Origin of the sequence: Tabrizicola sp. (assembly GCF_034366665.1) — a bacterium.
Classification (GTDB): Bacteria; Pseudomonadota; Alphaproteobacteria; order Rhodobacterales; family Rhodobacteraceae; genus Tabrizicola.
The window spans coordinates 1-13,695 of record NZ_JAXMMF010000043.1 but is presented as its reverse complement, the minus strand read 5'-3'; the positions used below and the strand labels follow the sequence as shown (position 1 = coordinate 13,695).

Genomic DNA, 13,695 nt, shown 5'->3' with positions numbered 1-13,695 from the left:
CAGGGCGGGGTCTGGCACGACACGCTGCTGGGCGACGGGCAGGACAACTGGCTCATGGGTCTGGCGGGCCAGGACCTCTTGGACGGGCGGTCGGGCAACGACACCCTGCAGGGCGGCGACGGCTGGGACACGCTGTGGGGCGGCGAGGGCGACGACCGGCTGGAGGGCGGGCGCGACGGCGACCGGCTGGAGGGGGGGCTGGGCCACGACCACCTTCTGGGCGAGGACGGCACCGACACGCTGCTGGGCGGCGCGGGGGCCGACACGCTGGACGGGGGCGCGGCAAACGACAGATTGGAAGGCGGGGAGGGCGACGACTGGCTTGCGGGCCGGGCTGGTGCCGATACTTTCGTTTTCTCGCTAGGGGCAGATGTGGTGGCGGACTTCCGTGACATTGAAGACAAGATCGTGCTGGACCGGGCGCTATGGGCGGGTTCGGGATCAGGCGGGGTGCCTTCGGTTGCCAGTCTTCTAGCCGGCGCAACCGTGACGGACGCGGGGCTACACTTCGATTTCGGCAATGGGAATACTCTGGACATTCACGGAATTTTTAACGCAAACCTGCTTCTGGACGACATTCTGTTCATGTGAGGCACGGCGGGTTTGATGGCGATAAGGGTGCTGGTGACGGGCGGCGCGGGATATATCGGGTCGCATGCCTGCAAGGCCCTGGCGCGGGCCGGGTTCGAGCCGGTGGTCTTCGACAATCTTTCGACCGGATGGAAGGGCGCGGTAAAATGGGGGCCTCTGGTGCAGGGCGACCTGATGGACCGGGCCAGCATCGATGCGGCGCTGGCCGAGTATCGCCCGGCGGCCGTCATGCATTTTGCGGCGCTGTCGCTGGTGGGCGAGTCGATGCAGGACCCGGGTCTTTACTGGCGGGTCAACGTGGGCGGGGCGCTGAACCTGCTGGAGGCCTGTGCTGCGGCGGGGGTGCGGAATTTTGTCTTTTCGTCAACCTGCGCGACCTATGGTGACCAGGACGGGGTGCTGCTGACCGAGGAGACACCACAGCGGCCGATCAATGCCTATGGCGGGTCAAAGTTGGCGATTGAACAAATGCTGCGCGACTTTGGTGTTTCCGCCGGAATTTCGCATGTGATCTTTCGATATTTCAACGTCGCAGGCGCGGACCCCGAAGGTGAAGCGGGCGAGCAGCACACGCCCGAGACGCATCTGATCCCGCTGATGCTTGACGCCGTGGCGGGCAAGCGACCGGCGTTGACAGTCTTCGGGACCGATTATCCGACGCCGGACGGGACCTGCGTGCGGGACTATGTGCATGTCAGCGACCTCGCGGATGCGCATGTGCTGGGGCTGCGGCGGTTGCTGGACGGGAAGGGCGACGGCGTCTTCTGTCTGGGCACGGGGCGCGGGTTTTCGGTCCGCGAAGTGATCGATGCCAGCCGGATGGTCACCAACCGCGAGGTGCCGGTGGTGATCGGGGGGCGGCGGCCGGGGGATGCGGCGGCACTGGTGTCGTCCTCGACCCATGCGATCCAGGAGCTGGGGTGGGAGCCGCAGCGGTCCACCCTGCGGCAGATGATCGGCGATGCCTGGGCCTGGGCGCAGAAGCCGGGGTTTGACGCCTAGTCAGAGATCCCAGTCGGCGGCCGGTTTGGGTTTTTGCGCCCCCTGCTGGCCGATGCCAAGCCAGCTGCCGCGCAGGGCTACCGTCCGTTCGGCCCCCCAGTCCCCGGTGATGGTCAGGAGGTCGCCATCCAGCATCACTCCGGCGACGGTTTGCCCCGAAGGCCAGCGGATCGCGCCGATCACGTGGCGGATGTCGGTGCTGCCCTGCGGGTCCAGGGTCACCAGGCCGGGTTGGCCGGCGGCGGTCAGGGGATCGGGCGTCTCACGCGAGGAGAGGCCCAGCAGGGGAAGCGCCGCGCCTTCCTCGACACCCAGGCAGCCGGTGTGGCGGCTGTTCCAGGGGGCGTAGTCGCGGCCGCCGTTGGAATGCCAAAGCATCGTCATCGGCAGTTGCGCCGGGTTGCGAAGCGACAGGAAAAGGTCGCCCTCGGTCGGGCGGACGACAGCGGTCCAGCCAAGGCGCGAGGTGGGGTCCTCGATCCCGGCGACGAAATCCTCGTGGGCTTCGCCCCAGGGGTAGCGGTGCAGGTTCACGCTGCTGCCGTCGGCTGCGGGAAACTCCGCGGCGTCCTCGGTGCGGCGGGGATAGGCCAGACGGGACCGGCCACGGGTGGTTTCCAGCGGTTCGGCAAGTGTCTCCCACCAGCGCTTGCGCGAGAAGGACAGCCTGGCGCCATTCGGGACAGAGACCATCGCATGATTGGCGACTGGAAGCGCGCCGGAGCCGCCGATGAAGAGATGGCGCTGATAGACAAACGGGTGGTCGTCCTGCAGGGACAGCTCCTTGATCACGGTCGCGCCCTGGACCTCACCTTCAAGGATCGCGCGCAGGGTGCCGGGGCCGGAGGGAGTGACGCGCCAGTCGCCGTTGGCGGGCAGGCCGTGCAGGCCGTGGGGTCCTTTTGCGCCGAAGGGGGCGGCAAGGAAGTCGCCGGCCAGCCATTCTTCATGCGGGGGGGCATTGACGGGGACATCGGCGCGGGACCACGGCGCGCGGTGCAGGGGCGCGATGCTGGTGGCTTCGTCCGTGATCTCCATCCGTTGCAGGACCCCGCCGCGCGGCGCAAAGTCGATGCGGATGCCTTTGGCGGCGATGGCTTGGGTCATGGCGGCCTCCCTTTGACGCAGGCTAGCCGCGAGGGTCGCCGGGACGCAAGGTCAGGCAGGCAGCAGCTCTAGCGCGACGCCCTGGCCGACGCCGACACAAAGCGAGACAAGGGCCGAGCGCGCGCCGGTTTCGGCCAGGCGGCGGGCGGCGGTGCCAGCGAGCCGCGCGCCCGACATGCCCAGCGGGTGGCCCATCGCGATGGCCCCGCCATAGGTATTCAGGCGAGCGTCGTTGTCGGCCAGGCCCCAGGCGCGGGTGCAGGCAAGGACCTGGGCGGCGAAGGCCTCGTTCAGTTCGATGACCTCATGGTCCTGCGCGGCGCGTCCGGTGCGGTCGGTCAGGCGGCGGGCGGCTTCGACCGGGCCGATCCCCATGACGCGGGGTTCGACCGCGCCCGATGTGGCGGCACCGATGCGGGCCAGCGGGGTCAGGCCGTAGTGGCGGACGGCGGTCGAGGAGGCGAGAAGGACAGCCGCCGCCCCGTCGTTGACGCCAGAGGCGTTGCCTGCCGTCACGGTGCCGGGGGTGCGGAACGGGGCCGGAAGGGCGGACAGTTTTTCCAGCGTTGTGGGCCGGGGGTGTTCGTCGGTGGCGACTGTGGTGTCGCCCTTCCGGCTGGGGATAGTGACGGGAAGGATGTCTTGCGCATGCCATTGGGCGTCGTAGCGGGTCTGGGACAGCAAGGCGAAGCGGTCCTGGTCCAGACGGCTGATTCCGTGCCCGGCCGCAAGGTTTTCGGCAGTTTCGGGCATGCTGTCGGTGCCCCAGGTCTGCGCCATCCGGGGGTGGATGAAGCGCCAGCCGATGGTGGTGTCGTAAATCTCGGGCGCGCGGGCGAAGGGGGTTTCGGCCTTGGGCATCACGAAGGGCGCGCGGGACATGCTTTCGACGCCACCTGCGATGATGACCTCCGCCGCGCCGTCGCGGATGCTGCGGGCGGCAAGGATCACGGCATCAAGGCCGGACGCGCAGAGGCGGTTCACCGTCAGTGCCGGAACCGTGGGGCCAAGGCGGGACAAGAGGACGGCCATCCGGGCGACGTTGCGGTTATCCTCGCCCGCCTGGTTGGCGCAGCCGAAGATCACCTCGTCGACGGGCAGGTCGTGCAGATCGAGAAGGCCGTCGATGACCCGGGTGGCAAGGTCGTCGGGGCGGACTGCGGCCAGCGCCCCGGCGTAGCGGCCGATGGGGGTGCGACGGTGGGCGCAAAGGAAGACCTCGGTCATGTCGCCACCAGGCCCGGGGCAGGGTCATAGCGCGGTTTCAGAACCTCTGGCGCGGCGGCGCGAAGGCGGGCGAGTTCCTGCAGGATGGCGCTGTGGCCGTGACGGGCAAGCGTCTCGAACGGCCCACGCGGGAAGTTCAGGCCAAGACGCATCGCAGTGTCGATCCCTTCGGCTGTGGTGCCCCCTTCGGACAAAAGCCAGTGTGCTTCGTTGACCAGTGCAGCCTCGATCCGCAGCGCCAGGGCTGCGGCGTCGGACGGGGGGGCAGCGGGCGGATCGGGAAAGACGAAGCCGCGCCCGGACTTGCGTCCCAGGTTGCCGCTGGCGACCTGCGCCTGCAGCGGCGGAAAGACGTGGTAGCGCGGATGGCCCTGCATCGCGGCTTGCATCCCTTCGGTCGCGGCCAGGTTGATGTCGGCACCGACAAGGTCGATCAGCGAAAAGGGGCCAAGCCGGTAGCCTGCGGCGGTCATGGCTGCGTCGATCTCGGTGGGACTGCGGCCTTCGGTCAGCAGGGCCAGCGCCTCGCCGTAATAGGGCCGGGCGCAGCGGTTCACGATAAAGCCGGGACGGTCGGGGCAGCGGATGACAGTCTTGCCCGCAGCCTCGGTCCAGGTCGAGGCACGAGTGACCGCGTCCGGGCTGGTTCCCGCGTGGGGCGCCAGTTCCACCAGCTTCATCGCCGGGGCCGGGTTGAAGAAGTGCAGCGCCAGCACGCGTTCGGGGTGGCGCAGGCCCTGGGCGACCCCGTGGATCGGCAGGGACGAGGTGTTGGTGGCCAGGATCGCGTCCGGCGCGACGATGCCTTCCAGGGCTGCGACCAGGGTCTGCTTGGCGTCCAGCTTCTCGACGATTGCCTCGATCACCAGCTGGCAGGGGGCCAGCGCCGCAAGGTCGTCAGCCACGGTCAGCCGGTCAAGCGTCCGGTCGCGGTCCGACATGGTCAGTTTCCCGGCCGCAACGCGCGTTTGCAGCGCTGCGGCCAGCCGGTCGCGGGCGCTGTCGCGGGCCGCGGGGTGGGCGTCGGTCGCAATCACCGGGAAACCGGCCTGTGCATAAACCTGCGCGATGCCAAGGCCCATCATGCCAAGGCCGACAACGCCGAGTGTGGGCAGATCATCCATTTCAAATCTTTCGGGCCAGCTGCCCGCATCCTGCACCAGCACAGGGGAATTTCAAGCTGGAAATTTCAAGCTTGAAATTATTCAAGGCGGGTGGCAGGCTTGGCGGGAACAGGGACTCGAGGAGGGTCAGGTGAAGGTTCTTTGCCTTGGTGGCGGGCCGGCGGGCCTTTATTTCGCGATCTCGATGAAGCTGCGGAACCCCTCGCACCAGGTGACGGTGCTGGAGCGGAACCGGGCGAATGACACGTTCGGCTGGGGCGTGGTGCTGTCGGATGATGCGCTGGGGCGGATGCAGAAGAACGACCCCCAGTCGACCGAGGCGATCCGGTCCAACTTTGCCTATTGGGACGACATCGCCGTGATCCACGACGGGGTCCGCACGGTGTCGGGCGGGCACGGCTTTGCCGGGATCGGGCGCAAGACGCTGCTGATCCTGTTGCAGGCCCGCGCGCGCGAGCTGGGCGTCGACCTGCAGTTCGAGACCGAATTCCGCACCGCTGAAGACTACCGCAAGGACTACGACCTGGTGGTGGCGACCGACGGCATCAACTCGCTGGTGCGGCGGGAGTATGCCGAGGTCTTCCAGCCCGACATCGACACCCGGCTGTGCAAGTTCGTCTGGCTGGGCACCAAGGCCAAGTTCGACGACGCCTTCACCTTCATCTTCGAGCGGACCGAGCATGGTTGGGTCTGGGCCCACGTCTACCAATTCGACGCCGACACCGCGACCTTCATCGTCGAATGTCTGCCCGAGACCTGGGATGCCTGGGGCTTTGCCGACATGACCAAGGAAGAGACGGTCGAGACCTGCCGCAAGATCTTTGCCGCGCATCTGGACGGGCATGAGCTGATGTCGAACGCCGCCCACCTGCGCGGCAGTGCGGTCTGGATGCAGTTCCCCCGGGTGATCTGCCAGCGCTGGTATCACGAAAACGTCGTGCTGATGGGCGATGCGGCGGCGACGGGGCATTTCTCGATCGGGTCGGGCACGCGGCTGGCGATGGATTCGGCGATTGCGCTGGCCGACTACCTGCATTCGGAGCCGACGCTGGAGGGTGCGTTCCAACGCTATCAGGACGAACGCCGGGTCGAGGTGTTGCGGCTGCAATCGGCGGCGCGCAACAGCCTGGAATGGTTCGAGCGGGTCGAGCGATACCTCGACATGGCGCCGATGCAGTTCGCCTATTCGCTTCTCACCCGCAGCCAGCGGATCAGCCACGAGAACCTGCGCCTGCGTGACCCAGAGTGGTTGCGCACGGCCGAGGACTGGTTCCAGTCGCAGGCCGGGGGTCAGCCGGGCCGCCAGCCCCTCTTCGCCCCGTTCCAGCTGCGCGACATGCGGCTGGAGAACCGGATCGTCGTCAGCCCGATGGCGCAGTACAAGGCCGTGGACGGTTGCCCCACGGACTGGCATTTCGTCCACTACGCCGAGCGCGCCAAGGGCGGGGCGGGGCTGGTCTATGTCGAGATGACCTGCGTCTCGCCCGAGGGGCGGATCACCCCCGGCTGTCCGGGGCTTTACGCGCCGGAACATGAGGTGGCTTGGAAGCGGTTGGTCGACTTCGTCCATGCCGAGACCAAGGCCAAGCTCTGCTGTCAGATCGGGCACTCGGGGCGCAAGGGCAGCACTCAACTGGGCTGGGAGGAGGGGGATGCCCCTCTGGCGTCGGGCAACTGGGAGGTGATGAGCGCCAGCCCGATCGCGTGGAGCAGCCGGAACGCGGTGCCGAAGGCGATGGCGCGGGCGGACATGGACCGGGTGCGCGACCAGTTCGTCGCGTCCACGCAGATGGCGTTGCGCGCCGGGTTTGACATGATCGAACTTCACGCGGCGCATGGCTATCTGATTTCCTCGTTCATAAGCCCCAAATCGAACATCCGGACCGATGACTACGGCGGCACTCTGGAGAACCGCCTGCGCTGGCCGCTGGAGGTCTTCGCCGCGATGCGCGCGGCCTGGCCGGCCGAGAAGCCGATGTCGGTGCGTATCTCGGCAAGCGATTGGGTGGGTGACGAAGGGGTGACCCCGGACGAGGCGGTAGAGATCGCCAAGGCCTTTGCGGCGGCGGGGGCCGACATCATCGACGTCAGCGCCGGCCAGACCTCGACCGACGCCAAGCCGGTCTATGGCCGGATGTTCCAGACCCCGTTCAGCGACCGTATCCGCAACGAGGCGGGCCTGGCGACCATCGCAGTCGGCAACATCACCGAGCCGGATCAGGTCAACGGCATCCTGCTGGCCGGTCGGGCGGACCTGGTGGCGCTGGCGCGGCCGCATCTGGCCGACCCCTACTGGACGCTGCATGCGGCGGTCGCGGCGGGGGATGACAAGGTATTCTGGCCGAACCCCTACCTCAATGGCCGCGACCAGGCGTTGCGGCTGCAGGCCCGCGCGCAAGAGGCGATCCGGGCATGACCTTTGCGGGCAAGCGCGTGCTGATCACGGGGGGCGGCTCCGGTGCCGGGGCCGACCTTGCGTGCGGCTTTGCCGGGGCCGGGGCCGAGGTCGTGATCTCGGGCCGTCGTGCGGATGCGTTGCGCGCGGTGGCCGAGCCCTTGGGCGCGCGTTGGGTGCAGGCGGACGTCACCGACGAGACATCCGTGCAGCGGATGTACGAGGAGGCGGGGCCATGTGACATCGTCATCGCCAACGCGGGGGCGGCGGACAGTGGTGTGATGGCGAAGACGACGCTGGCCCAGTGGAACGCGATGATTGCGGTGAACCTGACGGGGGTCTTCCTGACCTTCCGCGACGCTTTGGGCCAGTTCCGGGGCGAGGGGCGGCTGATCGCCGTGGCCTCGACTGCGGGGCTGAAGGGCTATGCCAAGGTCGCGCCCTACGCGGCGGCGAAGCACGGAGTCGTGGGCCTTGTGCGGTCCCTGGCGCTGGAAGTGGCGCGGAAGAAGATCACCGTGAACGCGATCTGTCCGGGGTTCCTGGATACGCCGATGACAGACCATTCGGTGCAGGTGATTGCCGAAAAGACCGGGAAGTCGCTGGCCGAGGCGCGGGCGGCACTGGAAGGCTTAAGCCCGCAGGGGCGGCTTTACCAACCCTCCGAGGTGACGGCAGCGGCGTTGTATCTCGCCTCGGGGGCCGCAAGCGGGGTGAACGGGGCCTGCCTTTCGATCTCGGGGGGCGAGGTATGAGCGAAGGCTCGAAGCGGCGGCTGAAGATGTGGATCCGGCTTCTGGGCGTGACCCGGGCCGCCGAGAACGAGCTGCGGGAATATCTTCGGCTGAAGCATGAGACGACCCTGCCGCGCTTTGATGTGATGGCAGCCCTCTATCGCCGTCGTGAGGGCGTGACGATGAGCGAGTTGTCGCGGATGCTGCTGGTCTCGAACGGCAATGCGACGGCGGTGGTGGACCGGCTGGAGGGAGACGGATTGGTGCTGCGGACGCCGTCCGAGGTGGACCGGCGGACCGTGCATGTGGCGCTGACGCCCGAAGGGCTGAAGGCGTTCGAGGTTATGGCCGAACGGCACGAGGCCGAGGTCGCGCGGATCTTCGCGGGGCTGACGGACGAGGAGCTGGACCAGATGACGGCGATCCTGAAGAGGATGGGGCGATGACCAATATGACGGACCTGAAGCCGCAGCACTTCCTGTGGGAAGTGCAGAACGGGGTCGCCGTGATCCGGTTGAACCGGCCCGACCGCAAGAACCCGCTGACCTTCGAAAGCTACGCCGAGCTGCGCGACACCTTCCGCGCACTGGTCTATGCGACGGATGTGGACGTGGTTGTCTTTGGCTCGAACGGAGGGAATTTCTGTTCGGGTGGCGATGTGCATGACATCATCGGCCCCTTGATCGGGCTGCCGATGAAGGAGCTTCTGGCCTTTACCCGGATGACGGGCGATCTGGTCAAGGCGATGATTTCCTGCGGCAAGCCGATCATCTCGGCAGTGGACGGGGTGGCCGTGGGGGCGGGGGCGATCATCGCGATGGCCTCGGACCTGCGGTTGGCGACCCCGGCGGCGAAGTGTGCGTTCCTGTTCACCCGGGTCGGGCTGGCGGGCTGCGACATGGGGGCCTGCGCGATGCTGCCCCGGATCATCGGCCAGGGCCGGGCGGCCGAGCTTTTGTACACCGGGCGCACGATGGGGGCCGAAGAGGGCCACGCCTGGGGTTTCTGGAACGCGCTGCATCCGGCCGATCAGCTTGAGGCGGAGGCACTGGTGATGGCGCGGCGGCTGGCGACCGGGCCGACGTTTGCGCATGGGATCACCAAGACCCAGCTGAACCAGGAATGGAACATGGGTCTGGAGCAGGCCATCGAGGCCGAGGCGCAGGCTCAGGCGATCTGCATGCAGACCAAGGACTTCGAGCGGGCCTACCGGGCCTTCGTTGCCAAGGAAAAGCCGGTGTTTCAGGGAGATTGAGGGCGGACCGGGGGTTTTCCACCCCCGGACCCCCGGAGGATATTTGGACCAGTATGAAATGAGCGACACGAGTTTTCTGGACTGGCCGTTCTTCGAGCCGCACCATCGTGAGTTGGCGGTGGCTTTGGAGGATTGGTGCGCGGCAAATCTGCCGGTGTCGCATCATGATGTGGATGCAGCCTGCCGGGGGTTGGTGGCGGCGCTGGGAGCCGGGGGCTGGCTGCAGCACTCCGGTGCTGCGGAGGGGGAGCGGCTGGACGTGCGGTCCTTGTGCCTGATCCGCGAGACGCTGGCGCGGCATGACGGGCTGGCGGATTTTGCCTTTGCGATGCAGGGGCTGGGGATGGGGGCGGTCAGCCTGTTCGGGACCAGTGAGCAGCGGGAGTGGCTGGGGCGGACGCGCTCCGGGGCCGCGATTTCGGGGTTCGCGCTGACCGAACCGGGGTCGGGGTCCGACGTTGCGGCGACGGCGACGGTGGCCGAGCGGGTGCAGGGCGGCTGGCGGTTGTCGGGGGAAAAGACCTACATCTCAAACGGCGGGATCGCGGATGTCTACGTGATCTTCGCGCGGACGGGGGAGGCCCCGGGCGCGAAAGGGTTGTCGGCTTTCCTGATGCCTGCGGCGACCAGGGGGCTGGAAGTGGTCAGCCGGATCGAAGTGATGGCCCCGCATCCCCTGGCGCATCTGCGGCTGGATGGGGTGGAGCTTCCGGACGACGCGCTGATCGGGAAACCCGGCGAGGGGTTCAAGATCGCCATGTCGGTGCTGGACGTCTTCCGCTCGACCGTGGGCGCGGCGGCCCTGGGGTTTGCGCGGCGGGCGCTGGACGAGGCGTTGGCGCGGACGCAGGGGCGGCGGATTCAGGGGCAGGCGCTGGCGGAATTGCAGCTAGTGCAGGGGCATCTGGCGGACATGGCGCTGGAGATTGATGCCTCGGCGCTGCTGGTCTATCGGGCGGCTTGGGTGAAGGACATGGGCGCGGCGCGGGTCAGCCGCGAGGCGGCGATGGCGAAGCTTTATGCCACCGAAGCCGCGCAGCGGGTCATCGACATGGCGGTCCAGCTGCATGGTGGCGACGGGGTCCGGCACGGCTTCGCCGTCGAAAGCCTGTACCGCGAAATCCGGGCGTTGCGGATCTATGAGGGCGCAAGTGACGTGCAGCGCATCATCATCGCCAGAAGCATTCTGGGATAGGGGAGGAACGACATGGCAGACCTGAACGGCGGGATCACCCGCAACGGCGAGGCGTATCACGGGCGGATGCTGAACATCCTGGGGCAGCGGTATTTCCCAAAGGCCTCCTGCGACACCACCTTCAGCTTCGAGACGAACAGCGAGGCGGGGCAGTTTGTTCCCGTCCACGTCCATCCGCATCAGGACGAATTCATCCTGGTGCAGGAGGGCGAGCTGCACCTCAAGCTGGACGGGGTCTGGTCGGTGGCCAAGGCCGGGGACCTGGTGCGGATGCCGAAGGGTGTGCCGCATGGCTATTTCAACAAGTCCGACAAGCCGGCTAAGGCGCTCTTCTGGGTGTCTCCGGCGGGCAAGCTGGAGGCGCTGTTCGAGACCTTGCACGACATGACCGACATCCCGGCGATCATCGAAGTTTCGGCCCGCCATGACGTCGACTTCCTGCCGCCCGAGGCCAACGACTGACATGTACGAACGCCTGATCCAGATCGAGTTCAACCATTGCGACCCGGCGGGGATCGTCTTCTATCCGCGCTATTTCGAGATGGTGAACTCGGTCATCGAGAACTTTTTTGCCGATGTGGTCGGGCGCTCGTTCGCTTCCATGCACTTTGGCGCCGACAATGGCGTGCCGACAGTGGCGATGGAGGCGGTGTTCCAGAAGCCCTCGCGGTTGGGCGACAAGGTGCGCTTCAGCTTGAGGGTGGAAAAGGTGGGCGGGTCCTCGGTTCGCATGGTGGTGCAGGGGGCGGGGCCGGACGGGCCACGGATGCAGGCGGTGATGACGCTGGCCTGGATCGACGGGATGAAGGCAGCGCCCTGGCCTGCAAAGATGCGGGCGGCGCTGGAAGCATACAGGGAGACGCAGGATGCATGAGGTCCTTCACCCCAGTCACTGGAAGGCCGCGCGGGGCTATGCCAACGGCGTCGCGGCGGAAGGCCGGATGGTCTTTACCGGCGGGATCATTGGCTGGAACGCAAGCCAGGAGTTCGAGACGGACGACTTCGTCGGTCAGGTCGAGCAGGTCCTGCGGTCGATCGTCGAGGTGTTGGCCGAGGCCGGGGCGGGGCCGGAGCATCTGGTGCGGCTGACCTGGTATGTGACCGACAAGCGGGAATACCTGGACCGGCTGAAGGACCTGGGGGCGGTCTACAAGGCAGTCATCGGGCGGCATTATCCGGCGATGGCGCTGGTGCAGGTGGTGGCGCTGGTCGAGGACCGGGCCAAGGTCGAGATCGAGGCAACCGCCGTCATTCCAAAGACCTGAGGGGCCGACATGCTTGGACCGACCGGACATAGCGACAGCTTCACCCGTGACCGCCTGCCTGCGGCGGAGGACTGGCCCGAGATCAGGCTGGACGGTTTCGATTATCCCGACTGGCTGAACGTCGGCGTGGAGCTGACCGACGCGATGGTCGCCAAGGGGTTCGGCGACAATACGGCGCTGATCGGCAACGGGCGCAGCCGCACTTACAAAGAGCTGACCGACTGGTCGAACCGCATCGCCCATGCGCTGGTCGAGGATTACGGGGTCAAGCCCGGTAACCGCGTGCTGATCCGCAGCGCGAACAACCCGGCGATGGTGGCCTGCTGGCTTGCGGCGACCAAGGCCGGGGCGGTGGTGGTGAACACGATGCCGATGCTGCGCGCGGGCGAGTTGACGCAGATCGTCGACAAGGCCGAGATCACCCATGCGCTGTGCGACACCCGTCTGATGGAGGAGCTTGTCACCTGTGCCAAGGGCTCACGGCACTTGCGCACGGTGGTGGGGTTTGACGGGACGGCGAACCACGATGCGGAGCTGGACCGGGTTGCCCTGTCGAAGTCGGTGAAGTTCCAGGCGGTGCCGACGGGGCGCGACGACGTGGCTTTGCTGGGCTTCACCTCGGGCACGACGGGCGAGCCGAAGGCCACGATGCACTTTCACCGCGATCTCCTGATCATCGCCGACGGCTATGCCAAGGAGGTGCTGGGGGTCACGCCCGAGGATGTCTTCGTCGGCTCTCCACCCTTGGCCTTCACCTTCGGCCTTGGGGGCCTCGCGGTCTTTCCCCTGCGCTTTGGGGCCGCGGCGGCGCTTCTGGAGCAGGCAAGCCCGCCGAACATGATCGAGATCATCCAGAAGCACCGTGCCACGGTCTGTTTCACGGCCCCCACCGCTTACCGGGTGATGCTGAAGGCGATGGCGGAAGGGGCCGACCTGTCGTCCTTGCGCGCGGCGGTCAGTGCTGGCGAAACGCTTCCCGGCCCGGTCTACGACGAATGGATCGCCAAGACCGGCAAGCCGATGCTGGACGGCATTGGTGCCACCGAGATGCTGCATATCTTCATCACCAACCGCTTCGACGACCACCGCCCCGCCTGTACCGGCCGCCCCGTTTCGGGCTACGAGGCGAAGATCGTGACCGAGGACATGACCGACCTTCCCCGCGGGGAAGTCGGGCGGCTGGCCGTGCGGGGGCCGACGGGGTGCCGGTATCTCTCGGACGCGAGGCAGAAGAAATACGTCCGCGACGGCTGGAACCTGACCGGCGACAGCTTCTGGCAGGATGAGGACGGCCGCTTCCACTTTGCCGCGCGGTCCGACGACATGATCATCAGCGCGGGCTACAACATTGCCGGGCCGGAAGTGGAGGCGGCCCTCCTCTCCCACCCCGCCGTGCTTGAATGTGCTGTCATCGGCTCCCCCGACGAAGAGCGCGGCCAGATCGTCGAGGCGCATGTCGTGCTGGCGGCTGGCCATGCTCCGGGGGACCTTCTGGTGAAGATCCTGCAGGACCACGTCAAGCGTGCCATCGCGCCCTACAAGTATCCCCGCCGGGTGATCTTTACCGACGCGCTGCCTAAGACCCAGACCGGCAAGATCCAGCGTTTCCGCCTGCGGACCTGACCCATTCCAGAATCCGCTTGAATCCCGCCCCCATCGGGGGCATATCGCCCCCCGGAAGCCTGCGGGGACCAACCTGCGGGCCCATCTGCAATGGAGAGACCATGGCCAAGGAAGACATTCTCGAATTCCCCGGTGTCGTGAAGGAACTCCTGCCGAACGCGACATTCAGGGTCGAAC

The 13,695-nt window shown here is 67.1% G+C and carries 14 protein-coding genes and 1 pseudogene; 12 read left to right on the top strand and 3 right to left on the bottom strand.

Annotation, left to right across the window (positions count from 1 at the left end):
* Together U1E69_RS05785 and galE are read left to right on the top strand one after the other, a co-directional pair.
* Window positions 1–591: calcium-binding protein (locus U1E69_RS05785; RefSeq protein WP_322243413.1), on the top strand; the 591-nt coding region annotated here is incomplete at its 5' end.
* A 15-nt stretch (window positions 592–606) separates the two neighbouring features.
* On the top strand, window positions 607–1,593 hold the full coding sequence (gene galE, locus U1E69_RS05780) for a UDP-glucose 4-epimerase GalE (protein ID WP_322243412.1): 987 nt from the start codon (window positions 607–609) through the stop codon (window positions 1,591–1,593).
* On the opposite strand, the gene U1E69_RS05775 is transcribed toward galE, so the two are convergent.
* Genes U1E69_RS05775 through U1E69_RS05765 form a run of 3 tightly spaced genes read right to left on the bottom strand, consistent with a single transcriptional unit; the run spans window position 1,594 to window position 5,051 of the window.
* The gene (locus tag U1E69_RS05775) at window positions 1,594–2,700 is read right to left on the bottom strand and encodes a hypothetical protein (protein ID WP_322243411.1); all 1,107 of its coding nucleotides are present in this window, start codon (window positions 2,698–2,700) and stop codon (window positions 1,594–1,596) included. It abuts the gene before it with no gap.
* A 51-nt stretch (window positions 2,701–2,751) separates the two neighbouring features.
* Window positions 2,752–3,927, bottom strand: a complete 1,176-nt coding sequence (locus U1E69_RS05770) for an acetyl-CoA C-acyltransferase (protein ID WP_322243410.1) — start codon at window positions 3,925–3,927, stop codon at window positions 2,752–2,754.
* Window positions 3,924–5,051: a 3-hydroxyacyl-CoA dehydrogenase gene (locus U1E69_RS05765; RefSeq protein WP_322243409.1), complete on the bottom strand. Its 1,128-nt coding sequence runs from the start codon at window positions 5,049–5,051 to the stop codon at window positions 3,924–3,926. Before U1E69_RS05765 ends, U1E69_RS05770 begins: the two co-directional genes overlap by 4 nt.
* Before the next feature lie 130 nt (window positions 5,052–5,181).
* On the opposite strand from U1E69_RS05765, the gene U1E69_RS05760 reads away from it, so the two are divergent.
* The 10 genes and pseudogenes from U1E69_RS05760 to U1E69_RS05715 all read left to right on the top strand — a co-directional run.
* Window positions 5,182–7,467: a bifunctional salicylyl-CoA 5-hydroxylase/oxidoreductase gene (locus U1E69_RS05760; RefSeq protein WP_322243408.1), complete on the top strand. Its 2,286-nt coding sequence runs from the start codon at window positions 5,182–5,184 to the stop codon at window positions 7,465–7,467.
* Entirely contained in the window at window positions 7,464–8,201 is a 738-nt protein-coding gene (locus U1E69_RS05755) for an SDR family NAD(P)-dependent oxidoreductase (RefSeq protein WP_322243407.1), read from the top strand. The genes U1E69_RS05760 and U1E69_RS05755 overlap by 4 nt, the downstream gene beginning before the upstream one ends.
* Window positions 8,198–8,626, top strand: a complete 429-nt coding sequence (locus tag U1E69_RS05750; protein WP_322243406.1) for a MarR family transcriptional regulator — start codon at window positions 8,198–8,200, stop codon at window positions 8,624–8,626. Before U1E69_RS05755 ends, U1E69_RS05750 begins: the two co-directional genes overlap by 4 nt.
* The gene (locus U1E69_RS05745) at window positions 8,623–9,435 is read left to right on the top strand and encodes an enoyl-CoA hydratase family protein (RefSeq protein WP_322243405.1); all 813 of its coding nucleotides are present in this window, start codon (window positions 8,623–8,625) and stop codon (window positions 9,433–9,435) included. Before U1E69_RS05750 ends, U1E69_RS05745 begins: the two co-directional genes overlap by 4 nt.
* A gap of 58 nt (window positions 9,436–9,493) precedes the next feature.
* Complete coding sequence (locus U1E69_RS05740; protein WP_322243404.1) at window positions 9,494–10,630, top strand: acyl-CoA dehydrogenase family protein; 1,137 nt, start codon at window positions 9,494–9,496, stop codon at window positions 10,628–10,630.
* A 12-nt stretch (window positions 10,631–10,642) separates the two neighbouring features.
* The gene (locus U1E69_RS05735; protein ID WP_322243403.1) at window positions 10,643–11,092 is read left to right on the top strand and encodes a cupin domain-containing protein; all 450 of its coding nucleotides are present in this window, start codon (window positions 10,643–10,645) and stop codon (window positions 11,090–11,092) included.
* A 1-nt stretch (window position 11,093) separates the two neighbouring features.
* A complete protein-coding gene (locus tag U1E69_RS05730; RefSeq protein ID WP_322243402.1) occupies window positions 11,094–11,504 on the top strand; it encodes an acyl-CoA thioesterase in 411 nt (136 codons plus the stop codon).
* Complete coding sequence (locus U1E69_RS05725) at window positions 11,497–11,895, top strand: RidA family protein (RefSeq protein WP_322243401.1); 399 nt, start codon at window positions 11,497–11,499, stop codon at window positions 11,893–11,895. Before U1E69_RS05730 ends, U1E69_RS05725 begins: the two co-directional genes overlap by 8 nt.
* Window positions 11,896–11,904: 9 nt before the next feature.
* Window positions 11,905–13,518: an AMP-binding protein gene (locus U1E69_RS05720; protein ID WP_322243400.1), complete on the top strand. Its 1,614-nt coding sequence runs from the start codon at window positions 11,905–11,907 to the stop codon at window positions 13,516–13,518.
* Window positions 13,519–13,619: 101 nt separating this feature from the next.
* A pseudogene (locus U1E69_RS05715) lies at window positions 13,620–13,695 on the top strand (translation initiation factor IF-1); the annotation flags it as partial.

What these genes read in the sequence shown, in the direction of transcription:
- U1E69_RS05770 (WP_322243410.1), bottom strand. Translation starts at nt 3,927, where the DNA reads ATGACCGAGGTCTTCCTTTGCGCCCACCGTCGCACCCCCATCGGCCGC.
- U1E69_RS05725 (WP_322243401.1), top strand. Translation starts at nt 11,497, where the DNA reads ATGCATGAGGTCCTTCACCCCAGTCACTGGAAGGCCGCGCGGGGCTAT.
- U1E69_RS05735 (WP_322243403.1), top strand. Translation starts at nt 10,643, where the DNA reads ATGGCAGACCTGAACGGCGGGATCACCCGCAACGGCGAGGCGTATCAC.
- U1E69_RS05775 (WP_322243411.1), bottom strand. Translation starts at nt 2,700, where the DNA reads ATGACCCAAGCCATCGCCGCCAAAGGCATCCGCATCGACTTTGCGCCG.
- U1E69_RS05745 (WP_322243405.1), top strand. Translation starts at nt 8,623, where the DNA reads ATGACCAATATGACGGACCTGAAGCCGCAGCACTTCCTGTGGGAAGTG.
- U1E69_RS05720 (WP_322243400.1), top strand. Translation starts at nt 11,905, where the DNA reads ATGCTTGGACCGACCGGACATAGCGACAGCTTCACCCGTGACCGCCTG.
- U1E69_RS05750 (WP_322243406.1), top strand. Translation starts at nt 8,198, where the DNA reads ATGAGCGAAGGCTCGAAGCGGCGGCTGAAGATGTGGATCCGGCTTCTG.
- U1E69_RS05740 (WP_322243404.1), top strand. Translation starts at nt 9,494, where the DNA reads ATGAGCGACACGAGTTTTCTGGACTGGCCGTTCTTCGAGCCGCACCAT.
- U1E69_RS05765 (WP_322243409.1), bottom strand. Translation starts at nt 5,051, where the DNA reads ATGGATGATCTGCCCACACTCGGCGTTGTCGGCCTTGGCATGATGGGC.
- galE (WP_322243412.1), top strand. Translation starts at nt 607, where the DNA reads ATGGCGATAAGGGTGCTGGTGACGGGCGGCGCGGGATATATCGGGTCG.
- U1E69_RS05755 (WP_322243407.1), top strand. Translation starts at nt 7,464, where the DNA reads ATGACCTTTGCGGGCAAGCGCGTGCTGATCACGGGGGGCGGCTCCGGT.
- U1E69_RS05730 (WP_322243402.1), top strand. Translation starts at nt 11,094, where the DNA reads ATGTACGAACGCCTGATCCAGATCGAGTTCAACCATTGCGACCCGGCG.